This window comes from Variovorax fucosicus (assembly GCF_030316825.1).
Lineage (GTDB): Bacteria > Pseudomonadota > Gammaproteobacteria > Burkholderiales > Burkholderiaceae_C > Variovorax > Variovorax fucosicus.
Map to the genome: position 1 here is coordinate 594,315 of NZ_JASZYU010000003.1, position 21,728 is coordinate 616,042.

Annotated in this window: 23 protein-coding genes; 8 read left to right on the forward strand and 15 right to left on the reverse strand. The window is 67.7% G+C overall.

Features of this window, described 5'->3' with window-relative positions:
- The first annotated feature begins 112 nt into the window (after nucleotides 1-112).
- On the forward strand, nucleotides 113-1,723 hold the full coding sequence (locus QTI05_RS20270; RefSeq protein ID WP_286620558.1) for a phospholipase D-like domain-containing protein: 1,611 nt from the start codon (nucleotides 113-115) through the stop codon (nucleotides 1,721-1,723).
- Nucleotides 1,724-1,727: 4 nt separating this feature from the next.
- Here the strand turns inward: QTI05_RS20270 and QTI05_RS20275 are convergent, their stop codons facing one another.
- The 6 genes from QTI05_RS20275 to QTI05_RS20300 form a co-directional block, all read right to left on the reverse strand.
- Nucleotides 1,728-2,075: a hypothetical protein gene (locus tag QTI05_RS20275; RefSeq protein WP_286657845.1), complete on the reverse strand. Its 348-nt coding sequence runs from the start codon at nucleotides 2,073-2,075 to the stop codon at nucleotides 1,728-1,730.
- Between the two features lie 101 nt (nucleotides 2,076-2,176).
- Nucleotides 2,177-2,734, reverse strand: a complete 558-nt coding sequence (locus QTI05_RS20280; RefSeq protein ID WP_286620562.1) for an NADPH-dependent FMN reductase — start codon at nucleotides 2,732-2,734, stop codon at nucleotides 2,177-2,179.
- Between the two features lie 21 nt (nucleotides 2,735-2,755).
- On the reverse strand, nucleotides 2,756-4,090 hold the full coding sequence (locus QTI05_RS20285) for an NAD(P)/FAD-dependent oxidoreductase (RefSeq protein WP_286544629.1): 1,335 nt from the start codon (nucleotides 4,088-4,090) through the stop codon (nucleotides 2,756-2,758).
- On the reverse strand, nucleotides 4,087-4,632 hold the full coding sequence (locus QTI05_RS20290) for a DsbA family protein (RefSeq protein ID WP_286620564.1): 546 nt from the start codon (nucleotides 4,630-4,632) through the stop codon (nucleotides 4,087-4,089). Before QTI05_RS20290 ends, QTI05_RS20285 begins: the two co-directional genes overlap by 4 nt.
- Nucleotides 4,633-4,688: 56 nt before the next feature.
- Entirely contained in the window at nucleotides 4,689-5,612 is a 924-nt protein-coding gene (gene epsC / locus QTI05_RS20295) for a serine O-acetyltransferase EpsC (RefSeq protein ID WP_286620565.1), read from the reverse strand.
- 129 nt (nucleotides 5,613-5,741) lie between these two features.
- Nucleotides 5,742-6,644, reverse strand: coding sequence for an AraC family transcriptional regulator (locus QTI05_RS20300; RefSeq protein WP_286620566.1), 903 nt, complete (start codon nucleotides 6,642-6,644; stop codon nucleotides 5,742-5,744).
- A gap of 120 nt (nucleotides 6,645-6,764) precedes the next feature.
- Between QTI05_RS20300 and QTI05_RS20305 the strand changes: the two genes are divergently transcribed.
- Nucleotides 6,765-7,202 (forward strand): ester cyclase, encoded by a 438-nt coding sequence (locus QTI05_RS20305; protein WP_286620567.1) that lies wholly within the window; start codon nucleotides 6,765-6,767, stop codon nucleotides 7,200-7,202.
- Nucleotides 7,203-7,215: 13 nt separating this feature from the next.
- Nucleotides 7,216-8,208, forward strand: a complete 993-nt coding sequence (locus QTI05_RS20310; RefSeq protein WP_286620569.1) for an NADPH:quinone reductase — start codon at nucleotides 7,216-7,218, stop codon at nucleotides 8,206-8,208.
- A 16-nt stretch (nucleotides 8,209-8,224) separates the two neighbouring features.
- On the opposite strand, the gene QTI05_RS20315 is transcribed toward QTI05_RS20310, so the two are convergent.
- Nucleotides 8,225-9,133 (reverse strand): LysR family transcriptional regulator, encoded by a 909-nt coding sequence (locus QTI05_RS20315; protein WP_286620571.1) that lies wholly within the window; start codon nucleotides 9,131-9,133, stop codon nucleotides 8,225-8,227.
- A 106-nt stretch (nucleotides 9,134-9,239) separates the two neighbouring features.
- On the opposite strand from QTI05_RS20315, the gene QTI05_RS20320 reads away from it, so the two are divergent.
- The 3 genes from QTI05_RS20320 to QTI05_RS20330 are packed head-to-tail and all read left to right on the forward strand — an operon-like array spanning nucleotide 9,240 to nucleotide 12,418.
- On the forward strand, nucleotides 9,240-10,199 hold the full coding sequence (locus QTI05_RS20320) for a hydroxymethylglutaryl-CoA lyase (protein WP_286620572.1): 960 nt from the start codon (nucleotides 9,240-9,242) through the stop codon (nucleotides 10,197-10,199).
- An 8-nt stretch (nucleotides 10,200-10,207) separates the two neighbouring features.
- Nucleotides 10,208-11,386, forward strand: coding sequence for a CaiB/BaiF CoA transferase family protein (locus tag QTI05_RS20325; RefSeq protein ID WP_286620573.1), 1,179 nt, complete (start codon nucleotides 10,208-10,210; stop codon nucleotides 11,384-11,386).
- Between the two features lie 36 nt (nucleotides 11,387-11,422).
- Nucleotides 11,423-12,418, forward strand: coding sequence for a tripartite tricarboxylate transporter substrate binding protein (locus QTI05_RS20330; RefSeq protein ID WP_444812942.1), 996 nt, complete (start codon nucleotides 11,423-11,425; stop codon nucleotides 12,416-12,418).
- 48 nt (nucleotides 12,419-12,466) lie between these two features.
- On the opposite strand, the gene QTI05_RS20335 is transcribed toward QTI05_RS20330, so the two are convergent.
- From QTI05_RS20335 to QTI05_RS20370, 8 genes are all read right to left on the reverse strand, one after another.
- Nucleotides 12,467-12,682 (reverse strand): TOBE domain-containing protein, encoded by a 216-nt coding sequence (locus QTI05_RS20335; protein ID WP_286544657.1) that lies wholly within the window; start codon nucleotides 12,680-12,682, stop codon nucleotides 12,467-12,469.
- 164 nt (nucleotides 12,683-12,846) lie between these two features.
- Nucleotides 12,847-13,662 (reverse strand): ATP-binding cassette domain-containing protein, encoded by an 816-nt coding sequence (locus QTI05_RS20340; protein ID WP_286620574.1) that lies wholly within the window; start codon nucleotides 13,660-13,662, stop codon nucleotides 12,847-12,849.
- A gap of 14 nt (nucleotides 13,663-13,676) precedes the next feature.
- On the reverse strand, nucleotides 13,677-14,495 hold the full coding sequence (ssuC, locus tag QTI05_RS20345; RefSeq protein WP_444812943.1) for an aliphatic sulfonate ABC transporter permease SsuC: 819 nt from the start codon (nucleotides 14,493-14,495) through the stop codon (nucleotides 13,677-13,679).
- Nucleotides 14,496-14,548: 53 nt separating this feature from the next.
- Nucleotides 14,549-15,718 carry an FMNH2-dependent alkanesulfonate monooxygenase gene (gene ssuD / locus QTI05_RS20350; RefSeq protein ID WP_286620579.1) on the reverse strand — a complete coding sequence of 390 codons (1,170 nt, stop codon included), beginning with the start codon at nucleotides 15,716-15,718 and terminating at the stop codon, nucleotides 14,549-14,551.
- Nucleotides 15,719-15,730: 12 nt separating this feature from the next.
- A complete protein-coding gene (locus QTI05_RS20355) occupies nucleotides 15,731-16,708 on the reverse strand; it encodes an aliphatic sulfonate ABC transporter substrate-binding protein (protein ID WP_286544666.1) in 978 nt (325 codons plus the stop codon).
- A complete protein-coding gene (locus QTI05_RS20360; RefSeq protein WP_286544668.1) occupies nucleotides 16,705-17,658 on the reverse strand; it encodes a sulfonate ABC transporter substrate-binding protein in 954 nt (317 codons plus the stop codon). Before QTI05_RS20360 ends, QTI05_RS20355 begins: the two co-directional genes overlap by 4 nt.
- A gap of 120 nt (nucleotides 17,659-17,778) precedes the next feature.
- Nucleotides 17,779-18,363, reverse strand: coding sequence for an NADPH-dependent FMN reductase (ssuE, locus tag QTI05_RS20365; protein ID WP_286620581.1), 585 nt, complete (start codon nucleotides 18,361-18,363; stop codon nucleotides 17,779-17,781).
- Nucleotides 18,364-18,366: 3 nt separating this feature from the next.
- On the reverse strand, nucleotides 18,367-19,392 hold the full coding sequence (locus tag QTI05_RS20370) for a sulfate ABC transporter substrate-binding protein (RefSeq protein ID WP_286544672.1): 1,026 nt from the start codon (nucleotides 19,390-19,392) through the stop codon (nucleotides 18,367-18,369).
- A 119-nt stretch (nucleotides 19,393-19,511) separates the two neighbouring features.
- On the opposite strand from QTI05_RS20370, the gene QTI05_RS20375 reads away from it, so the two are divergent.
- The gene (locus QTI05_RS20375; RefSeq protein ID WP_286544674.1) at nucleotides 19,512-19,784 is read left to right on the forward strand and encodes an oxidative damage protection protein; all 273 of its coding nucleotides are present in this window, start codon (nucleotides 19,512-19,514) and stop codon (nucleotides 19,782-19,784) included.
- Nucleotides 19,785-19,898: 114 nt separating this feature from the next.
- Complete coding sequence (gene mnmC / locus QTI05_RS20380; RefSeq protein WP_286620583.1) at nucleotides 19,899-21,722, forward strand: bifunctional tRNA (5-methylaminomethyl-2-thiouridine)(34)-methyltransferase MnmC2/FAD-dependent 5-carboxymethylaminomethyl-2-thiouridine(34) oxidoreductase MnmC1; 1,824 nt, start codon at nucleotides 19,899-19,901, stop codon at nucleotides 21,720-21,722.
- Nucleotides 21,723-21,728: the final 6 nt, after the last annotated feature.

Consider the following 21,728-nt stretch of genomic DNA (forward strand, 5'->3'; position numbering starts at 1 on the left):
CGCTGCGCTGCCCGGCGCCGCCTAGCCGTGGCGCGCAATGGTTGCGCCGCGGGCAACGCGGAAGACTTGCTGGCATCGGCTCACGCAGGCCATTCGATGCAAGGACAGCGCCATGACGACCAAGCCTCTCTCCCCCTTTTGCATGGCATGCCGCCGCGCCGCGCGCCAGTGCTGCGGCGCGATCCTGGCGCTTGCCGCGCTGCTGGCCTCGTTGCTGGCCGGATGCGCGGTGCTGCCGCATGACGTGCTGCGCACGGCATCGCAGGCCCGAACCGATGTCGAGCAGAGCACGCTCGCGCGCGTCGCCACCGCCTCGCTGGCGGCCGGGCAGTCGTCCGCCCTGCGCCTGCTGCCGGCCGGCGACCAGGCCTTCGATGCCCGGATCGCACTGGCGCGCAGCGCCGAGATCTCCATCGACGCGCAGTACTACGTGATCGCCAACGATCTGTCGGGCCGGCAGTTCCTGCGCGAGCTGCACGACGCAGCGGCGCGCGGCGTGCGCGTGCGCCTGCTGGTCGATGACCTCTACGCCGGTGGCGACGACGGACTGCTGGACGGCCTGGCCGCACACCGCAATGTGGAGCTGCGCCTGTTCAATCCATTGCCGGTTCGCACCGGCGGCCCATTCGCCCGGGTGCTGCTTTCGCTGCACCAGCTGGAGCGGGTGAACCGGCGCATGCACAACAAGCTCTTCGTCGCAGACAACAGCTTCGCGATCTGCGGCGGACGCAACATCGCCGACGCGTACTTCGGCCGCAGCGAGCCATCCCACTTCATCGACATGGACGTGCTGGTCGCGGGCGCTGCAGTTCGGGAACTGTCCGCCGCCTTCGATGCCTTCTGGAACGGGCCGAACGCCTACCCGGTCGAATCCATCGCCGGTGCGCGCGCCGACCCCGCTGTCGCGCGCGCGCGCTTCGGCGCGCTCATGAGCGGCCTGGCCCGCTTTGTGCTGCCCGAAGGTGCGCGCGATTCCCTGGGCCGCAGCGGCATCGGCAGCCAGCTCGCGCAGGGACATGTTGAACTGCAACCGGCCGGCGTCCGCGTGGTTGCCGACCCCGCTGAATGGCCTGAGGCGGCCGCGGGGCGCTCCGAGGGCGCAGTGATGAACGCGAACCTCGAGCTGCTCCGGACGGCACGCTCCGAGGTGCTGGTCGTGTCGCCCTACTTCGTGCCGATGGCCCGCATGATCGATGCGTTCCGCCACGCAAGTTCGGGCGGCGCCCAGGTCTCGGTGATGACGAACTCGCTGGCGACGACCGACGAGCCACTGGTTCATCACGGCTACATGCGTCACCGTTCGGCGCTGCTGAACCTGGGCGTCTCGCTCTACGAGCTGATGCCGGCGAGCGAATCGCGTTCAGCGGAAACCGGTTCGGGGCACGGCTCGCTCGGCCGCCTTCACGCCAAGCTGGCGGTGGTGGACCGGCGCTGGTTCTATGTCGGCTCGATGAACATGGATCGCCGCTCGGCGCACTGCAACACCGAACTCGGCCTGGTGGTCGATAGTCCGGCGCTGGCGGGCGAACTGGCCGACCTGATCCGCAGGGAGCGCATGCCGAACAGTTTCAGCGTCGACCGCGCACCCGGCGGCGGCCCGTTGCAGTGGACGTATGCGCGCGACGGCCGCCAATGGACCCTGAACCGGGAGCCCGATTCGAACTGGGCGCAACGGCTGCGCTGGTCGGTGCTGTCGCTGGTCGTGGACGAGGACTATCTCTGAAGCCCTATCGCGGCGCGAACGCCCATTCGGCCAGCTTGCGCAACGGCGGCCATGCGCGATACGCGGCCAGAATACGGAGCCGGGCGACTGCAGCGGCACGGCGCCTGCGTGCGACCAGGGTCAGGGCCGTGGCGATGGCGACCGTGGTCTTGTCGCCCCGCTGCGCCCTGATGCGCCAGGCCAGAGCCAGCACGCTCAGGTCGTCGATGCTCAACCGGGCGAGGTGGTATTGCGCCTGCTCCTCGTCGTCCTCGATCTCCTCGGCTCGGGGGCGAAAAGTCGAATCCAGGCAAAACCAGTCGCTGCTCTTCGCAACGTTGGCCGTCGGCACTTGCGCATCCATGCTCATCATCGACTCCATCCAGGCTGGTTGGAATCCGCAGTGTGCGCAAAACCCGGCTTACCTTCTGTGCGCTAGCGCACGCAGCAGGCCACCACCGGACAGCTGGCGAGTCAAGCGTTGTGCGTCTTGATCCAGGCCACGTACTTGTCGACCCAGCCTTGCAGGAACTTCTTCGTGCCCGCGTTGCCGATGTGGCCCTTGTCGTCGAACAGGTCGTCCTTGACCTGAACGAAGGCTTCGGGCTGGCCCAGCGTCGGCACGTCCAGGTAGGCCAGCACGTTGCGCAGGTGCTGCTGCGCCAGCGCGGTGCCGATGGCGCCGACCGAGATACCGATCACGCCGGCCGGCTTGCCGGCCCAGGCGCTCTGGCCGTAGGGACGCGAAGCATGGTCGATCGCGTTCTTCAGCACACCGGGCATCGAGCGGTTGTATTCGGGCGTGACGAACAGCAGGCCCTGGCAGGCCGCGATCTCGGTCTTCAGCCGCTTGACCGGGGCCGCCTGGTTGCCGTCGTCGTCCTGGTTGTAGAGCGGGAGATCGTCGATGCGCAGGTGCTCGAAGATGAAACCCTCGGGCGCCAGCGCTGCCAGCGCGAGCGCGAGCTTTCGGTTGAACGAGTCCTTGCGGATACTGCCGATCACGACGCCGATTCTGTAGGTGGTGCTCATGGGATCTCCGTTGCGGTGGGGTCAGGGGGTGGGCTGAATGGTTTCGTCCTGCAGCTTGCCGATGTCGCGGATGTTGGCGCGGTGCTGTTTCCAGCCGGCGATGGTGCGGCGCAGGTTGGCGATGGAAATGCCGTAGTACAGCATCTTGAACACCCGCAACCGGCCCCAGTACGGCGTGCCGCCGAAGATGTCGCCGGCCAGCAGCGACATCAGCGCCTCTTTCACGCGCAGCGGGTTGATCGGGTACATGAACATGTCGCGGATGGTCGGGTTGGTCACGCGGTAGATGAACCACGAATACTCGCGCGGCCCCTTGCGCATCATGGCCTCGAAGGCCGCGCGTGCCTTGTCGGCTTCGGCCGGCCGGTCGAGCCGGGTGGCCACCACGTCGGCGCCATCGAAGGCGCTGTGCATGGCGAGGTATACGCCCGACGAGAACATCGGGTCGATGAAGGTGAACGCGTCGCCCAGCATCAGGTAGCGGTCGCCGCTCGCGTGGTCGCTGCTGTAGGCAAAGTTGCCGGTGGCATGCACCGCGTCGTCGACCAGCGTGGCCTTTTCGAGCCGGCGCGCCAGTTCGGGGCACAGCGCGATGGTGTCGGCAAAGAACTCCTTCATCGGCTTGTCGCGCGTCTTCAGGTAGTAGGGCCAGCACACCGCACCGACACTGGTGGTGCCGTCGGCCAGCGGAATGAACCAGAACCAGCCATGCGCGAACCAGCAGATGCTGATGTTGCCTTCGAGCTTGCCCTTGAGCCGTTCGGCGTTCGTGAAATGGCCGAACAGCGCGGTGCTGTTGTGGTCGGGGTTCTTGTGCTTGCTGCGCAGCTTGTTGGCCAGCAGCGTGTCGCGGCCGGTCGCGTCGACCACGAAGCGCGTGCGCCAGCTTCGGCGTGCGCCGTCGTCCAGTTCGGCCTGAACCGTGGCGCCCTCGGCGTCGAAAGCCACATCGCGCACGCGGCAACCCTCGAGCGTGCGTGCCCCGCGCGTGGCCGCGTTGCGAAACAACATCTCGTCGAGCTCGGAGCGGCGCACCTGCCAGGCCGAGGGCATGGTCTTGTTCCAGGCGTCGGCAAACTCCACCGCGCTGGTGTGTTCGTGCTCGGGCGAAACGAATTCGATGCCGAACTTGGGCATGCCGATGCGATCGACCTGGTCGCGCACGCCGAGGCGCTCGAACAGTTCCACGTTGGCCGGCAGCAGAGATTCGCCGATATGAAAACGCGGGTGGTGCGCCTTCTCGACCAGCACCACGTCGCGCCCCTGCTGGGCCAGCAGGGCGGCGATGGTGGAGCCGGCCGGACCGCCGCCGATCACCAGCACGTCGCAGTCTTGTGTGGGGGGTGCCTCGCTCATTGGCCCAGCGCCTTGTCGATCACGGTGTGCAGGTGGTTCACGCCGAACGACACGTCGCAGAAGTCGCCGTTGACATAGAAGGCCGGCGTGCCGCGCACGCCGAGGCGGCGCCCACTTTCGAGCTGCTCCTGCACGCGCTGCAGATAGACGTGGTCGCGCATTTCGTTGGTGAAGCGCGCCATGTCGAGGCCGGCCTCTTCGGCGTAGCGAAGCACGTGTTTCTCGTCGAGCTGCAATTGATGGGCGAACAGCAGCTCGTAGAACGGCCAGAACCTGTGCTGCGCGGCGGCTGCTTCGGCCGCCTCGGCCGCCAGCTCTGCATGCGGATGCACTTCGCGCAGCGGGAAGTGCCGGAACACGAAGCGCACCTGCTCGCCGTAGTGCGCCAACAGGATCTTCAGCGCCGAATGCGCCTGCCGACACGACGGGCACTCGAAGTCGCCGTACTCGACCAGCGTGACACGGGCTGCGGCCGGGCCGCGGGCGTGGTCGGTGGCGGGGTCCACGGCCAGCACGGTGGCTGGATTGAAGGGGGTATTCATGCGCAATCTTTCAAAACAACAACGACAACGGCAGGGCCAGAGTATGTCTCCGGCGGCTACTTCGCCGGGGCCGCCATGTCGCGCGCAAGCTCGCGCGACAGCGCCTGCGTGACGCTGCAGCCGGCCGGCACGTCCTGCGTGACCCACACGTTGCCGCCGATGGTCGCGCCCTTCCCGATGGTCACGCGCCCGAGGATGGTCGCGCCTGCGTAGATCACCACCTCGTCTTCCAGCACCGGATGCCGCGGCAGCCCCTTCTTGGGATGGCCGTCGCTGTCGATCGGAAAGCGCTTGGCGCCGAGCGTCACGGCCTGGTAGAGCCGCACGCGCTCGCCGATGACGGCCGTCTCGCCGATCACCACGCCCGTGCCGTGGTCGATGAAGAAGCCGGCGCCGATCTGTGCGCCCGGATGGATGTCGATGCCGGTCTGTGCGTGCGCGCGCTCGGCCACGATGCGCGCCAGCAACGTGAGGCCCAGCTTGTAGAGCTGGTGTGCCATGCGGTGGTGGATCATCGCCAGCACACCGGGATAGCACAGCAGCACCTCGTCGACGCTGCGCGCAGCCGGGTCGCCATGGAACGCGGCCATCACGTCGGTGTCGAGCAGTCGGCGAATGCCCGGCAACGCCTCGGCGAAGGCTCGCACGCGCTGCTGCGCGTCGGCGCTCAGTTCGGCCAGCTCGGCCGCCGTGCGGCGCCGCTCGTGCCGCAGTTCGAGCGTGGCCTGCGCAAACAGGTGGTGCAGCGCCGCATCGAGCGTGTGGGCGACATAGAAGTCTTCGCTTTCCTGGCGCAGATCGGTCGGCCCGAGCCGCATCGGAAACAGCGCGCCGGTGAGCGACTCCACCACCTCGGCCATGACGTCGCGCGACGGCAATTCGCGTTCACCGCCCTCCTGGGCCCGCTGCTGCCCCTCGCGCCACTCGCGCCGCACCTGCTGCAGCGAGGTAACGATCTCGTCAACCTGGAAACCCGCCATACCTTGCCTCTCGTCTCAGTTCGGATGCGCGAAGCATCGCACTGTTCGAGCGGCCTTGCCATGGCGGGCCTTATGCGATCAATACGGCGCCCTCGATGGCCTGCTGCAATCGTTCGCAGCGCCGCCGACTCAATCCTGCAAGACCCCCGCCTGTCGCCTGCGGAATTCGCCGGGCGTGCACCCCTCGGCACCGCGGAAGAACTTGACGAAGTTGGTCGCCTGGTCAAAGCCCACCCGCGCGCCAACGGCGGCGACAGGCAGTTCCGTGTGCACGAGCAGCCGCTTGGCTTCCAACGCGATGCGAAGGGCGATGAAGGCCTTGGGCGCCACGCCGGCCGCATCGCCGCAGGCGCGTGAGAGCGTGCGCTCCGAGCACGCCATCGCCTGCGCATAGCGCGAGACATGGTGCCACTCCTGAAAGTGCGTCTCCACCAGCCGCCTGAATCTACGGAAACGTTCCGGCACGGGCTGAGATCCGCCAGCCGGGCGCTGCTGCCCTTGATGGACGACGTGCAGGCGCGTCACGAGTGCGACCAGCTCGCTCTGCAGCAACCTCTGCAGCAGCGGCCGCTCGGCATCGAGGCGACAGTCCGCCTGCATGCGCGCCAGCGCCTCGCCCACGCAGCGCCTTGCCTGCCTCTGCAGAGCCAAGTGCGCAGGGAGGGCCTCGACGAGGTCGACGGCGGAATGCGCACCATCCTCCTGGCCGACCTGCAGCAGCTCGGGACGAAAGAGCAGGATCCACCCGTCCCAGCGGCTCTCGATGTCAAAGCGGTGCACCTGCGCCGGCCGCACCATAAGCACCGAACCGGTCCGGCATTCGATCTGGCCGAAATCCACTATGGCGCGGCAGCTGCCTCGACTGACGCAGACAAACATGTGGAAGTCGTAACGGTGGTGGCGCCGAAGATGGGCCGCGCTCACACGTTGCCGCAGATCGGACATCGTGAAGACCTCGAGGTCGAGGGCCTGGCGCGTGTTCGGCCGGTACCCGACGCGCTCGATCTGAACCGCCTTCGCCTGTTTCCGCATTCGGAGATTGTCCGATATTCACCATCGGCCTACTGAATTTGATCGCCCACGGGTGGTGGCGACGCCCGAAACTCGAAGATCGATTTTCTGCCGACCAACAACACCACCGAAGCGATACCCATGCAAGCCCAACGACGAGCGACCTCCGACGCGAACCGGCAGTTCATGAAACGGTTCGTCGACTTCATCAACACGGCCGATCCCGGGATGTCCACCGAGCTGGTCTCCCCCGATGCCGTCTTCCACGTGCCGGGTCGCGCTCAACCGGTGCACGGGCCTGCCGGCTACCTGGAGATCATCGGGATGATGCGCAGCGGATTCCCGGACATCCAGTGGACGCTGGAGGAAACGGTGATCGAAGGCGACATCATCGCGGCGCGCTACACGATGCGAGGCACCCATCGTGGCCCGTTCTTCGGCGTGCCGCCCACGGGGAAGAAGATCGCCGTGCAGGCGTTGAACATCTACCGCCTCTCGCGAGGCAAGATCGTCTCCGAGGTCGGCCAGCCCGACCTGTTGGGGTTGATGCAGCAAATCGGCGGCCTGCCGCATCCTTGACGCCGAGCCCGCCATGCAAGCAATCTGGTACGAAAGACAAGGGTCGGCGCGCGACGTCATGGTGCTCGGCACCATGCCCGACCCCGAGCCTGCGGTGGGTGAGGTTCGCATCCGCCTCCATGCATCGGGCATCAACCCCGGCGACGTGAAGAAGCGCCAGGACGCCTTCGGCGTCGGCATGCCGTTCCCGCGCGTCATCCCCCATAGCGACGGCGCCGGCGTCATCGATCGCGTGGGCACGGGCGTTCCCGCGTCGCGTATCGGGGAACGCGTGTGGTGCTTCGGCGCGCAGAGCTACCGCCCCTTCGGCACCGCTGCCCAATACGCCGTGGTTCCCGCGGCGCAGGCCGTGGCGCTGCCCGAAGGTGTGTCCTTCGACCAAGGGGCGTGCCTTGGCATTCCCGTCATCACGGCGCATCGGGCCGTGCATGCGTTCGGCTCCGTTGCAGGCCGCACGGTGCTCGTGCAGGGGGGAGCAGGCACGGTCGGCTTGTGCGCGATCGGCTGGGCGCGCCTGGCCGGCGCGCAGGTCATCGCGGTGGTTCGCTCGCCCGACGACGTGGTGAAGGCCCGCAGTGCCGGAGCCCACGAGGTACTGTGCGTCGCCGGCCTCGGCGGCGAGACCATCGTTCAGGCCCTGCGCAAGCTGGCACCGGCCGGCGTGGATCACGTGGTCGAGGTGGCCTTCGACGCCAATGTCGAGATCGACGCCGAGGTGCTCGCTGTCGGTGGTTCGATTGCCGCCTATGCCACCGGGCAGCCGACGCCGAGCATCCCGTTCTGGCCACTGGTCTTCCAGAACGTGCGCGTCTTTTTCCTGGGCAGCGACGATTTCCCCATTGAGGCCAAGTTCGCGGCCGCGAGCGAGGTGGAGGCGCTGTTCTCGTCCGGCTGGCCTGGCTTCACGATCGACAAGGTCTATCCGCTCGAGCAGACCGCCCAGGCCCACGAGCACGTCGAGAACCGGCGCACCACGGGCCGCATCGTCATCCGCGTCCCCGACTGATCACGCCATCCGTTGCCTAGCGCGTGCCGGCCGCCACAGCCTCCAGGTGCGCCACCAGCATCCGCGCGGCGGGCGACAGCTTCTTCTCGTCGTGGAAGCAGATCGCAAAGCGCCGCTGTGCCCATTTGTCGGTGAGCGGCAGCACCTTCACGCCGAAGCTCGCGGCCACCGGCTCCGCCACCTCGCGCGGCACCACCGCGATGCCCAGCCTGGCGCGCACGCAGCGGATCGATGCGTCGAAGGTGCTGACCACCGCCCGGTAATTGACCGGGCTGCCGATGATGGCGGCCGCACGCGCCAGCATCGTGTGCACCGCCGTGGGTGCCGGCAACCCCACATGGTCGAACGGCAGCGTCTGCTCGAACGAACAACGTTTCAGGCGGGCAATCGGGTGCGATGGGTGGGCAATGATGGCGAGCTGGTCGCGCCGGTAGCTGCGCGTCTGCAGGCCTTCCAGGTCGGCCGCATCCCAGCAGATGCCGAGCGGCGCAATGCCCTCGCGGATGCCGCGCACCAGGTCGCGGCTCACCGCCTCTTCGATGTCGATGCGGATGTCGCGGTGCGCAGGCACCTGCAGGAAGTCTGCGATGTCGTCGGGCAGGAACTCGGCGATGGACGACACCGAGGCCAGCACCCTCACCTGCCCCTTGATGCCCTTGCCGTAAGCCGCCATGTCGCGCGCCACGCGATCCGCGCCGGCCAGCATGGCACGCGCGTGCTCCAGCAGGATTTCGCCGGCCGCCGTGGGCACCACGCCGCGCCGACGCCGCTCCAGCAGCGTGTTGCCGACCACGGCTTCGAGCTGCGCGAGGCGCTTGCTGATGGCCGAGGCCACGATGTGGTGCTGTTCGCCGGCGCGGGCGATGTTGCGGCTTTCGCAGACGCTAACGAACAGGCGCAGGGAGGTGAGGTCGAGGTCGCGCATGGATCCACGGATTTTAACGTTCCGGATTGGAACGTCAGGCATTCCAGATTACCGCTTTTACATCGAATTGGGAATCTCTAAAGTGCAGCTTCCAGGAGACAAGACCATGAACCCCGCCAGCCACCGCCTGCCCGGTGCCGCCGTGATCCGCGAAGTCGGATTGCGCGACGGCCTGCAAAGCATTGCAACGATCCTCCCCACCGAACACAAGCGCGAGTGGATCCGCGCGGCCCATGCCGCCGGCCAGCGCGAGATCGAGGTCGGCTCTTTCGTGCCGGCACGGCTGCTGCCGCAACTGGCCGACACGGCCGAACTCGTGGCCTTTGCGAAGACGCTGCCCGGCCTCTTCGTCTCCGTGCTGGTGCCCAACCTGCGCGGCGCCGAAAGCGCCCTCGCCGCCCAGGCCGACCTGATGATCGTGCCGCTCTCGGCCAGCCATGCGCACAGCCTGGCCAACCTGCGCAAGACCCCCGACGACGTGGTGGCAGAGGTCGCGAAGATTCGCGCCGCGCGCGATGCCGCCGGCAGCAAGACGCTGATCGAAGGCGGCGTCGGCACCGCCTTCGGCTGCACGCTGCAAGGCGATGTGGACAAGCGCGAAGTGCTGCGCCTGATGCAGGCCCTGCTCGACGCCGGCGCCGACCGCGTGAGCCTGGCCGACACCGTCGGCTATGCCGATCCGGCCATGGTGCGCGAGCTGTTCGAAGAAGCCCTGCAGATCGCTGGCGACCGTTTCTGGTGCGGCCACTTCCACGACACCCGCGGCCTTGGCCTGGCCAACGTGTACGCCGCGCTCGAAGTCGGCGTGGCCCGCTTCGACGCCTGCCTGGCCGGCATCGGCGGCTGCCCGCACGCACCCGGCGCGAGCGGCAACGTCTCGACCGAAGACCTGGCCTACATGCTCGGCAGCATGGGCATCGCGACTGGCATCGACATCGCGCAACTGCTGGCGCTGCGTGCGCGCGTCGCGGAATGGCTCAAGGGCGAGACGCTGCACGGCGCGCTCTGGCAGGCCGGCCTGCCCAAGACCTTTCCCGTCTCTTCATCCGCTGCGCTCACCGCCTGAAAGCCTTCATGTCAAACACACCTCCCCTCGCCGGCGCCCACCGCGAAGCCCCCCTGCCGCTGGCAGGCGTGCGCGTCCTCGAATTCACCCACATGGTCATGGGTCCGACCTGCGGCATGATCCTGGCCGATCTCGGCGCCGAGGTCATCAAGGTCGAGCCGCCCGGCGGCGACAAGACGCGCAAGCTGCCCGGGCTGGGCATCGGCTTCTTCCGCTCTTTCAACCGCAACAAGAAGAGCGTGGTGATCGACATTGCGACCGAAGAAGGCCGCGCCACCGCAACCGAATTGGCAGGCCAGTGCGATGTGGTGCTGGAGAACTTCCGTCCGGGCCTGATGGCGAGCTTCGGGCTCGACCACGAAACGCTGTCGAAGAAATTCCCGCGCCTGATCTACGTCACGCACAAGGGCTTCCTGCCCGGCCCCTACGAAAAGCGGCTCGCGCTCGACGAGGTGGTGCAGATGATGGGCGGGCTGTCGTACATGACCGGCCCCGTCGGGCGCCCGCTGCGCGCGGGCACCTCGGTCAACGACATCATGGGTGGCATGTTCGGCGCCATCGGCGTGCTGGCCGCGCTGCGCGAACGCGAACTCACGGGCCGCGGGCAGGAGGTGCAGAGCGCGCTGTTCGAGAACTGCGTGTTCCTCTCGTCGCAGCACATGCAGCAATGCGCCATGACCGGCGAGCCGGCGCCACCGATGCCCTCGCGCGTGTCGGCCTGGAGCGTGTACGACGTGTTCACGCTCGCCGATGGCGAACAGCTCTTCATCGGCGCAGTCAGCGACAAGCAGTTTCTGACCCTGTGCCGCGTGATCGAAGCGCCCGACCTCGCCGCCGATCCTTCGCTGGCCGACAACGCGAAGCGCGTCGCGGTTCGGCCGGCCCTGCTGCAGCGCCTGGGCGAGATCCTTGCGCACCATCGCGTCGACGAGCTTTCGCCCAAGCTCGAGGCGGCGGGCATCCCCTACGCCCCGATCATGCGGCCCGACCAGCTGCTCGACGATCCGCATCTCCGGGCCAGCGGCGGCCTCGTGCCGATGGAGACCGACGACGGCGGCACCACCGACGTCGTGCTGCTGCCGCTCCTGATGGGCGGCCGCCGCCCGGGCGTGCGGCAGCCATTGCCCCGCGTCGGCCAGCACACCGACGAGGTGCTGGCCGGACTGGCCCGGCCGGTCGCCGCCTGACCCCGTATCCATCCCGAAAAGCCCAGGAGACAAAAAATGAAACTCGCCACCCACAGCATCCAGCGCCGCGGCATGACCGCGTTCCTCGCCACCTCCTTCGTGCTGGGCGCACTCGGCGCCAGCGCGGCCCGCGCATCCGACAAGCCGCTGCGCGTGATCCTGCCGATCAGTGCCGGATCCGGCGTCGACACCATCATGCGTGCCGTGGCGCCCTCGCTGACCAAGGCACTGGGCGGCCAGCCCGTGGTGATCGAGAACCTGCCAGGTGCCGGTGGCATCACGGGCACCAGCGCGCTGGTCAAGGCGCCCGCGGACGGCCTGACCGTTGGTGTCGTGTCGAACAACCACGCGGTCAATCCGAGCGTGTTCGCCAAGATGCCGTTCGATGCCATCGCCGACATCACGCCAATTTCGGTGGTCGGCGCCACGCCGCTGTTGCTGGTGGTGAACCCGGCCAAGGTGCCCGCAAAGAACGCGAAGGAACTGCAGGCGATGCTGAAGGCCAAGCCCGACACCTACAACTACGCATCGTCCGGCAACGGCACCATCATCCACCTGGCCGGTGCCATGTTCATGGACGCTGCGGGCGTCAACGTGCGGCACATTCCGTACAAGGGCACCGGCCCGATGGTGGCCGACATCATTGGCGGCCAGGTCGAAATGGGCGTGGTAGCCCTGCCTGCAGCACAGGGCCATCTCAAGAGCGGCGCGCTGCGCGCGATCGGCGTGATGGGCAAGGCCCGCGTGCCGGCCTTGCCCGACTTGCCGACGATCGCCGAGCAGGGCTTCCCGGAGTTCGACGTGGCCGGCTGGTTCGCGGTGATCGGCCCCGCCAAGCTGCCGGCTGCCGAGGTCAAGCGCCTGCATGCGGCCGTGGTCGCTGCGTTTGCGATGCCCGAAGCCGTGGAGGCGATGGGCAAGCAGGGCAACATCATCAGTCCGATGACGCCGGAGGCCTCGGCGCAGTTCCTGCGCACGGAGGTCGAGCGCTATGCGCGCATCGTGAAGAAGGCCAACATCACGGCCGAATAACGCAGCAGGCGCCGCGCGCCGTGCGGCGCCGCAACCGTTGGCTGCAACTCAGAGCTTGGCGATCGAGACTTCGGTCGACTTCACCAGTGCGACCACGTCGGAGCCGGGCTTGAGTTGCAGCTCGTCGACCGAGCGCGTGGTGATGACCGAGGTGACGATGCCCCAGGCGGTTTCGACATCGACTTCGGACACGACGTCGCCGCGGATGATTTCCTTGACCTTGCCCTTGAACTGGTTGCGGACGTTGATGGCTTGAATGGACATGGTGAACTCCTGAGTAAAAAAGAAAAAGAAAAGGATCAGTGAAAAAGGGATGGGTCCCGCATTGCCAGGGATACCGCGGAACCGGCTCAGCCGGGCCGCCGGTATCGCCCCCGGTAGGGGGTTGGCGCAGCGACACGAAGTGCGCGAAGACTGGGCGCGAGCTCCTACAGCGCCCAGCGCAGGACGTGTGCAGGGCCGTCTGTCCAGCGCGTGTCGTTGGCGGGCTCCGCGTCTTGCGGCTCGGGCTTCTGCAGCACCCGGTCGAGGATGCGTTTTTCGATCGCTGCGAACGCCGGGTCGCCCTGCGAGCGCGGCCGTGCCAGTGCGATGTTTTCGTCGAGCGCGATGCGGCCGTCCTCGATCAGGATCACGCGGTCGGCCAGCGCCACGGCTTCCTGCACGTCGTGCGTTACCAGCAGCGCGGTGAAGCGGTGGCGTTGCCACAGGTCTTCGATCAGCCGGTGCATCTCGATGCGCGTGAGCGCGTCGAGCGCACCCAGCGGCTCGTCGAGCAGCAGCAGCCGCGGGTGGTGCACCAGCGCGCGGGCCAGCGACACGCGCTGGCGCTGCCCGCCCGAGAGGCGCGCCGGCCACTCGTTCTCGCGGTCGGCCAGGCCGACCTGGGCCAGCACCTCGCTGCCACGATGGCGCGCCGCGGCCGGCAGTCCGAGCGTGACGTTGTCGCGCACGCGGCGCCAGGGCAGCAGGCGTGCCTCCTGGAACATGATCCGCGTGTCGTCGTGCAGGCCGTCGATCGGCCGGCCGTCGATGTAGAGCGCGCCGTCGGAAGCCTCTTCGAGGCCCGCGATCAGCCGCAGCAAGGTGCTCTTGCCGCAGCCGCTGCGCCCGACGATCGCGATGAACTGGCCCGGCTCGATGGTGAGCTGCGTGTTGCGCAGCACCTCGCGCTCGCCGTAGTACTTGTGCAAACCGCGCGCTTCGAGCTTGACGCCGCCGATGATGGATGTGGGTTCGGTCATGGGTGTTCCTTCGTTCAGGCTGTGCGCTTCTGGTAGCCGGGGTGCCAGCGCAGCCACCAGCGCTCCAGTCCGCGTGCGAACAGGTCGGCCAGCTTGCCGAGCAGCGCGTAGAGCAGGATGCCCACGAGCACGATGTCGGTCTGCAGGAACTCGCGGGCGTTCATCGTGAGGTAGCCGATGCCGGCCTGGGCCGAAATGGTTTCCGCCACGATCAGGATCACCCACATGAGGCCGAGCGAGAAGCGCAGGCCGACCAGGATCGACGACAGCGCGCCCGGCAGGATCACTTCCTTGTAGAGCTGCCAGCGGCTGAGGCCGTAGGTGCGACCCATCTCGATGAGCTGCGGATCGACGTTGCGGATGCCGTGAAAGGTGTTGAGGTAGATCGGGAAGAACACCGACACGCTGATGAGGAACAGCTTGGCCGTCTCGTCGATGCCGAACCACAGGATCACCAGCGGAATCAGCGCCAGCGCCGGGATGTTGCGCACCATCTGGATGGTCGAGTCGAGCAGTGTTTCGAAGAACCTGACCGAGCCGGTGAGCAGCCCGAGCGCCAGGCCCAGCCCGCCGCCGATGGCGAGGCCGGCCAGCGCCCTGCCCGCGCTCACCTTCACATGCGTCCACAGCTCGCCCGACACGGTGAGGGTCCAGGCGGCCTTGACCACATCCACCGGCGCCGGCAGCACCCGTGTCGAAAGCCAGCCAAGCGACGAGGCGATCTGCCAGGCAACGATCAACGTGACCGGTACGAGCCATGGCACGAAGGAGCCCAAAAGACCAGAAACACCGCGGAACCGGCTCTGCCGGGCCGCAGGTGTTGCCCCCTGCAAGGGGGTTGGCGCAGCGACACGAAGTGCGCGAAGACTGGGGGTGTGCGACATCTTTAGCTTTGCGAATGAAGGCGCGAGGGCGCGTCGAGGTTGGCGACGACTTCGCCGAATGGGCCACTCAGCGAGCCGCCGGCGAGTTGCTTGCGCGCGCCGAGGGACAGCAGCGGGAACACCAGCTCCGCAAAGCGGTAGGCCTCTTCAAGGTGCGGGTAGCCCGAGAGAATGAAGTTGTCGAGGCCGAGCGCCGCGTATTCCTCGATGCGCGCCGCCACGGTCTTCGGGTCGCCGACCAGCGCCGTGCCCGCGCCGCCGCGCACCAGGCCGACACCGGCCCAGAGGTTGGGTGCAATTTCCAGGTCGGCACGCGTGCGCTTCGTGCCACCCGCATGCAGCGCAGCCATGCGACGCTGCCCTTCGGAATCCATGCGTGCGAACGCGGCCTGGGCGCGGATCACGGTGTCGTCGTTGACACGGCTGATCAGGTCTTCGGCTGCCTGCCACGCAGCGTCTTCCGTTTCGCGAACGATCACGTGCAGGCGGATGCCGAACTGGACGGTGCGCCCCTTGCGCGCCGCGCGCGCCCGCACATCCGCAACCTTCTTCGCCACCTCGGCCGACGGCTCGCCCCAGGTGAGATAGGTATCGACCTGTTCGGCTGCCAGTTCGTGCGCCGCTTCCGAAGAGCCGCCGAAGTACACCGGCGGATACGGCGTCTGCACCGGCGGAAACAGCAGCTTGGCGCCCTTCACGCTCAGGTGCTTGCCGTCGTAGTCGAAGGCCTGGCCATCATGGCTGCGCGAGATGATCTCGCGCCAGATGCGGATGAACTCGGCCGACTGTTCGTAGCGCGACGCATGGTCGAGGAACACGCCGTCGCCTTCGAGCTCGGCCTGGTCGCCACCAGTCACGAGGTTCACCAGCAGGCGCCCGCCCGAGAGCCGGTCGAAGGTCGCCGCCATGCGCGCGGCCAGGCTCGGCTGGTGCAGGCCCGGCCGCACCGCCACCAGGAACTTGAGCCGGGTCGTCGCACCGATCAGGCTCGACGCGATGACCCACGGGTCTTCGCAGGAGCGCCCCGTCGGGATCAGCACGCCCTCGTAGCCGAGCCGGTCGGCGGCGCCCGCAATCTGCTGCAGGTAGGCCAGATCCACTTGCCGTGCGCCCTCGGCGGTGCCCAGGTAACGGCTGTCGCCATGCGTGGGAAGAAACCAGAAAACATTCATCGAAGAGACTCCTCAGGGTTGGGCCGGTCGCCAGACCGCTTGCGCTACGTCGACAGGCTTGGGAATGAGCCCGAGCTGGTGAAAGGCATCGGCCACGCGTTGCTGGTCACGCACCGTCGTGTCCCGGATCGGGCCGACCGGCGACGGCGGACGGCGTTGCAGAAAAAGGCTTACGACGCCGGCATCCAGTCCGCTGAAATCGGCGATGAGCTTGATCGCGCCGGCGCGGTCCTGCTGCACCAGCCGGTCGGCGCGCGTAAGTTCCTCGAACAGCGCGGTGATCACTCCGCCATGCGAATCGGCGAACGCGCGCGAGGCCAGGTAGAACGAGTTGTTGCCCGAAAGGCCGCGCCCGTTGCTGAGCACGCGCGGCTGGATGGCCAGCTCGATCGCGGCATAGAACGGATCCCAGATCGCCCAGGCGTCCACGCTCTTGCGCTCGAAGGCAGCGCGTGCGTCGGCCGGCGTCAGGTAGATCGGCTGGATGTCGCTCCACTTCAGCCCACCCTTCTCGACCGCGCGCACCAGCAGGTAGTGGGCGCTGGAGCCCTTCTGCAGCGCGACCTTCTTGCCGCGCAGGTCGGCCAGCGTGCGCAGCGGCGAGTCCTTGGGCACCAGGATGGCCGAGCTGTCGGGTTTGGAGGGCTCTGCGCCGACGTAGACCAGATCCTTGCCGGCCGCCTGTGCGAAGACCGGCGGCGAGTCGCCCGTGAGGCCGAACTCCAGGCTGCCCACGGCCAGTGCCTCCAGCAATTGCGGGCCTGCCGGGAACTCGATCCAGGCGATCTTCGCGGCCGGATAGCGCTTTTCGAGCCAGCCCGACTGCTTGACGATCACGAGGTTGGCAGCGGCCTTCTGGTAGCCGATGCGAAGCTGCTGCAAGGGCAGAGCCGGCTTGGCAGCCACCGGCTGCGCCAGTGCAATCGGGCCACCGACATTCCACGCGCCCGCCGTCACCGCGAGCAGTTGAAGAAGGTTCCTGCGCTTCACGCCACCCCCGCGCCTGCTGCTTCGAGCAGGTTGATCTTTTTCGGGATGAGCTTGAGCTCGAAAAAGGTGTCGGCAATCCGCTGCTGCTCGCCGAGGATCGCCTTGGTGATCGGCCCGGTACCGTAGGCCGCGCGGCTCACCGACAGGTCGGCCACCGGCTTGGGCAAGCCCCACAGCGTGGCGAGTTCACCGGCATAGGCGCTCTTGTTCGCCACGGCCCACTGGTCGAGCTTGTCGATCTCTTCGACCACGAGCTTGAGCACGTCGGCGTTCTTCGCCACATAGGGCAGCGACGAGAAGTAGTAGCCGCGGTTGCCGACCACGCCACGGCCGTCGGCCAGCACGCGCGCGCCGAGCGCGAGTTCGGCGGCGGCGAGGAACGGATCCCAGATCACCCAGGCGTCGATGGAGCCCTTCTCGAATGCGGCACGCGCATCGGCCGGTGCGAGGAACACCACGCTCAGGTCGCTGTAGCGCAGCCCGGCTTTCTCGGCCAGCTTGACGATGAAGTAATGAACGTTGGAACCCTTGTTGAGCGCGATCTTCTTGCCCTTGAGATCGGCCACGCTCCGGATCGCGGAGTCTTTCGGCACCAGCACCGCCTCGGCAGCCGGGCGCGGCACGGTCGCGGCCACATAGGCCAGTGGCGCGCCGGCGGCCTGGGCGAAGATCGGTGGCGCCTCGCCCACATCGCCGAAGTCGATGGAGCCGACGTTCAGTGCTTCGAGCTGAACGGGGCCGGCGTTGAACTCCGTCCAGGTGACCGACACGCCGAGCGGCGCGAGGCGCTTCTCGAGCGTGCCGCGGCCCTTGAGCACGCTCAACGCGCCCTTCTGGTTGCCAACGCGCAAGGTGCGCGGCGTTTGCGCCAGGACGCCCAGCGAAGGCAAGGCAATGGCACCGGCGGCGCCCTGGATCAGGCGTCGGCGTGAAATCTGGATACGGGTCATGGCAAGGTCTTTCAGGCGTGCGTTGTCCCGCACCGCACAGTGGCGGCGAAAAGCGGAACGAACAGGAATGGGGGATCTATGCCGCTCGGCGAGCGGCGGTGGCGGGCAGGCTGCCGGCGCTCAGACGCTACATCGCACGCGCGAGAAATGCACCGGTTCGAAGCCGTGCGTGGCCGGCAGCTTCAGCCCCTCGGCCGCGAGCGTTTCGGCGGCCTCGTCGAGCCGGAGCGAAAGATCGTCATGCACACGGTAGGCGCCGTCGGGCGTCAGGCTGATCTGCGCGTCGGTGGCATACACGCCCGGCAGGATGTGCCGCGCCGACAGCGCCTGCAGCACCGGCCGCAAGGCGTAATCCAGCGCCAGCATGTGGTGCGGGCTGCCACCGGTGGCCAGCGGCAGCACCGTCTTGCCCTTGAGCGCGCCTTGCGAGAGCAGATCCAGGAAAACCTTCACCACACCGCTGTAGGCGGCCTTGTAGACCGGCGTGGCCACCACCACCACGCGCGCCTGCGCCACCTTCTCGATGGCCTGCGCGATGGCCGGATGGGCCCACTCGGCCAGCAGTAGGGGCTGTGCCGGCAATTCGCGCACGGCCACGCGTTCGACGCGGGCGCCGCGGCGTGCGAGCCGCTCGCCCACCGCCTCGAGCAGCGCGGTCGAGCGGGACGGCGCCGACGGGCTGCCGGAAATAAGGAGAACGGTCACGGCTTACTTCAGCTTCGCCGTGTAGATCTGGTCGAACGAGCCGCCGTCGGCGAAGTGCGCCTTGTCGGCCTTGGCCCAGCCGCCGAAGGCTTCGTCGATTGTGAACAGCGGCAGCTTGGGCAACTGCTTGGCGTACTTGGCCTGCGCCTTGGCGGAGGTCGGGCGGTAGAAATGCTTGCCGATGATGTCCTGCGCCTCTTCGCTGTAGAGGTACTTGAGATATTCCTCGGCCACGGCACGGGTGCCCTTCTTGTCGACGTTCTTGTCGACCACCGTCACGGGCGGCTGGGCCAGGATGCTCAGGCTCGGGTACACGAAGTCGACCTTGTTGCCGAACTCCTTCTCGAGCAGATAGGCCTCGTTTTCCCAGGCGATCAGCACGTCACCCTGGGCGCGCTGCGCGAAGGTGATGGTCGAGCCGCGGGCGCCGGTGTCGAGCACGGGCACATTGCCGTAGACCTTGCGCACGAAGTCGCGCGCCTTGTCGTCGCCGCCGTACTTGCGCTTGGCGTACTCCCAGGCTGCGAGGTAGTTCCAGCGCGCACCGCCCGAGGTCTTGGGGTTGGGTGTGATCACGCTTACGCCGGGCTTGGCCAGGTCGTCCCAGTCCTTGATGCCCTTCGGGTTGCCGGCACGCACCACCAGCACGATGGTTGATGTGTACGGCGCCGCGCCGAGCGGCAGGCGCTTCTGCCAATCGGCCGGGATCCAATTGCCGTTGTTGTGCAGTGCATCGACGTCGCCGGCCAGCGCCAGCGTGGCCACGTCGGCATCGAGGCCGTCGATGATCGAGCGGGCCTGCTTGCCCGAGCCGCCATGCGACTGCCGGATCACCACGTCCTGGCCGGTCTTGCCCTTCCAGTAGGCCGCGAAGGCCTTGTTGTAGTCGACGTAAAGCTCCCGCGTCGGGTCGTACGACACGTTCAGCAGGTTGATGGTCTGTGCGAACGACGGCAGTGCTGTCAGGGCCATGCCGGCACCCAGGGTGGCACCGAGGGAAAGCTTGATAAAGTCGCGGCGAAGGCTCATGGGGGTCTTTCGAAAAGCAATCTGCAGTAAGAAGCTGTGGATTCTGGAAGCCCCTCTCAATAACTGGAACTACCGTTTTCTAAGTTCTAAATAGCCAAACTAACTAAAGGCAACCCCAGATGACGCGAATGGTTCAGTGCGTGAAGCTCGGCAAAGAAGCCGAAGGCCTCGATTTCCCCCCCTATCCCGGCGAGCTCGGCAAGCGCTTGTGGGAGAACGTGAGCAAGGAAGCCTGGGCCGCCTGGCTCAAGCAGCAGACCATGCTGGTGAACGAGAACCGCCTGAACCTGGCCGACCAGCGCGCCCGCGAATACCTCAAGCGCCAGATGGAAAAGCATTTCTTCGGCGACGGCGCCGACGTGGCCCAGGGCTACGTTCCCCCAACCAACTAGGCTCACCCCCAGTCTTCGCGCACTTCGTGTCGCTTCGCCAACCCCCTCGCCGGGGGCAACACCGGCGGCCCGGCAAAGCCGGTTCCGCGGTGTTTCACGAAGCAGGTCCATCCCATGGTTGAGCCAGTGGATTGGCGCGCCGATGGCGTGCCGCGCAGTGCCCGCTTCGGCGACATCTACCACACCGAAACCGGCGCGCTGGCGCAGTCGCGGCACGTGTTCCTGGGCGGGTGCAACCTGCGCGAGGCGTGGGCCGGACAGCCGCAATGGCTGATTCTCGAAACCGGATTCGGTTTTGGCCTCAATTTTCTGACAACCTGGCAGGCCTGGCGGGCCGATCCGGCGCGGCCATGGATGCTGCACTTTGTTTCGATCGAGGCGCATCCGGTCGCGCTTGACGACCTGCTGCGCGCCGCGGCGGCTTACCCGGAGCTGCGCGAGCTGGCCGAGCTGCTGGCGGAGCAATGGCTCGAGCTGCTACCCGGCTTTCACCGCTTCTGCTTCGACGATGGCCGCGTGCTGCTGACGCTGTGCGTGGGCGACGTGCAGGCCATGCTGCGCGCCCAGCGCTTCGAGGCGGACAGCATTTTTCTGGACGGCTTCAGCCCCGATCGCAACCCTGTGATGTGGTCGCCGGACACGCTCAAGAGCGTCTCGCGCTTTGCGCGGCGCGGTACCGGCATTGCTACCTGGACCATCGCGCGGGCCGTGCGCGATGCCTTGACGCAATGCGGCTTCCAGGTGCGCAAGGCGCCCGGCCTGCCGCCCAAGCGCGATTGCCTGCGCGGCGTGTTCGACCCCGCGTGGACGCCGCGGCGCCGCGCTCCGGCAGCTGAACGCATCGCGCCGGGGCGCTGCGCGGTGATCGGTGCCGGCCTGGCCGGTGCGGCCGTGGCGGCGAGCCTGGCGCGGCGCGGCTGGCAGGTCGATGTGTTCGATCGCGCCGACCGGCCGGCCGCAGGGGCTTCCGGCCTGCCGGTCGGCGTGCTGGCCCCGCATGTTTCGCCGGACGACGCCCTGCTCTCGCGCCTGACGCGCGCCGGCATCCGCGCGACCTGGCAGCAACTCGCGGTGTTGCTGGCCGAAGGCCGCGACTGGCGCGCGAGCGGTGTGATCGAACGCCGGCCCGATGGCGACCTGCGTCTGCCGCCAGCCTGGACTTCGGAAGGGCCGAACCTGTCATGGCCAGCCGATGCCGGACAGCTTGCGTCGGCGCAATTGCCTGCCGACACCGCAGCGATATGGCACCGGCGTGCGGGCTGGGTGCGACCGCGCGCACTGGTCGACGCGTGGCTGGCGCAACCAGGTATCCGGCTGCAGGCGGGCTGCGAGGTCGCCCGGATCGTGCCTTCCGGTGCAGGCTGGCAGCTGTTCGGGGCCGACGACACACTGCTGGGCGATGCGGATCGCGTCGTGGTTGCTGCCGGCTTCGAAAGCGGCCGCTTTGCTGCGTCGCTGCCGCTGCAGCCTGTCCGCGGGCAGGTCGAATGGGGCCGTGTGGCATCGAATTCCGCGTTGCCGCAGGCGCCCGTCAACGGCGACGGCCACCTCGTCGCGCAAGTGCCTGATAGCGACGGCGCGCTATGGCTCAGCGGCGCCACCTTCGACCGCGACAGCATCGACACCACGCCGCGAGCCGCCGATACCGCCGCCAACCGCGAACGACTCGCGCGCCTGCATCCGGACGCGGCCGCACTGCTGGCCGCCGCGTTCGATGCCGCCGCGCCATGGGTCGGCGTCCGATGCGCCTCCGGCGACCGCCGGCCGCTGGTGGGGCCGGCGCCGAATCAGCCCGGCCTCTGGGTCTGCACCGCGCTCGGCTCGCGCGGCCTGACGTTTGCTGCGCTCTGCGCCGAATTGCTGGCGGCGCACTGGCATGGCGAACCGCTGCCGCTGCCGGCTGCGCTCGCCAGGTCGCTCGACACGCGCCGTCTCTGACGCAGG

What these genes read in the sequence shown, in the direction of transcription:
- mnmC (WP_286620583.1), top strand. Translation starts at nt 19,899, where the DNA reads ATGGTTGAGCCAGTGGATTGGCGCGCCGATGGCGTGCCGCGCAGTGCC.
- QTI05_RS20340 (WP_286620574.1), bottom strand. Translation starts at nt 13,662, where the DNA reads ATGACCGAACCCACATCCATCATCGGCGGCGTCAAGCTCGAAGCGCGC.
- QTI05_RS20280 (WP_286620562.1), bottom strand. Translation starts at nt 2,734, where the DNA reads ATGAGCACCACCTACAGAATCGGCGTCGTGATCGGCAGTATCCGCAAG.
- QTI05_RS20360 (WP_286544668.1), bottom strand. Translation starts at nt 17,658, where the DNA reads ATGACCCGTATCCAGATTTCACGCCGACGCCTGATCCAGGGCGCCGCC.
- QTI05_RS20325 (WP_286620573.1), top strand. Translation starts at nt 10,208, where the DNA reads ATGTCAAACACACCTCCCCTCGCCGGCGCCCACCGCGAAGCCCCCCTG.
- QTI05_RS20285 (WP_286544629.1), bottom strand. Translation starts at nt 4,090, where the DNA reads ATGAGCGAGGCACCCCCCACACAAGACTGCGACGTGCTGGTGATCGGC.
- QTI05_RS20275 (WP_286657845.1), bottom strand. Translation starts at nt 2,075, where the DNA reads ATGATGAGCATGGATGCGCAAGTGCCGACGGCCAACGTTGCGAAGAGC.
- QTI05_RS20315 (WP_286620571.1), bottom strand. Translation starts at nt 9,133, where the DNA reads ATGCGCGACCTCGACCTCACCTCCCTGCGCCTGTTCGTTAGCGTCTGC.
- QTI05_RS20330 (WP_444812942.1), top strand. Translation starts at nt 11,423, where the DNA reads ATGAAACTCGCCACCCACAGCATCCAGCGCCGCGGCATGACCGCGTTC.
- QTI05_RS20370 (WP_286544672.1), bottom strand. Translation starts at nt 19,392, where the DNA reads ATGAGCCTTCGCCGCGACTTTATCAAGCTTTCCCTCGGTGCCACCCTG.
- QTI05_RS20320 (WP_286620572.1), top strand. Translation starts at nt 9,240, where the DNA reads ATGAACCCCGCCAGCCACCGCCTGCCCGGTGCCGCCGTGATCCGCGAA.
- QTI05_RS20335 (WP_286544657.1), bottom strand. Translation starts at nt 12,682, where the DNA reads ATGTCCATTCAAGCCATCAACGTCCGCAACCAGTTCAAGGGCAAGGTC.
- QTI05_RS20290 (WP_286620564.1), bottom strand. Translation starts at nt 4,632, where the DNA reads ATGAATACCCCCTTCAATCCAGCCACCGTGCTGGCCGTGGACCCCGCC.
- QTI05_RS20375 (WP_286544674.1), top strand. Translation starts at nt 19,512, where the DNA reads ATGACGCGAATGGTTCAGTGCGTGAAGCTCGGCAAAGAAGCCGAAGGC.
- QTI05_RS20305 (WP_286620567.1), top strand. Translation starts at nt 6,765, where the DNA reads ATGCAAGCCCAACGACGAGCGACCTCCGACGCGAACCGGCAGTTCATG.
- QTI05_RS20310 (WP_286620569.1), top strand. Translation starts at nt 7,216, where the DNA reads ATGCAAGCAATCTGGTACGAAAGACAAGGGTCGGCGCGCGACGTCATG.
- QTI05_RS20300 (WP_286620566.1), bottom strand. Translation starts at nt 6,644, where the DNA reads ATGCGGAAACAGGCGAAGGCGGTTCAGATCGAGCGCGTCGGGTACCGG.
- ssuD (WP_286620579.1), bottom strand. Translation starts at nt 15,718, where the DNA reads ATGAATGTTTTCTGGTTTCTTCCCACGCATGGCGACAGCCGTTACCTG.
- epsC (WP_286620565.1), bottom strand. Translation starts at nt 5,612, where the DNA reads ATGGCGGGTTTCCAGGTTGACGAGATCGTTACCTCGCTGCAGCAGGTG.
- QTI05_RS20270 (WP_286620558.1), top strand. Translation starts at nt 113, where the DNA reads ATGACGACCAAGCCTCTCTCCCCCTTTTGCATGGCATGCCGCCGCGCC.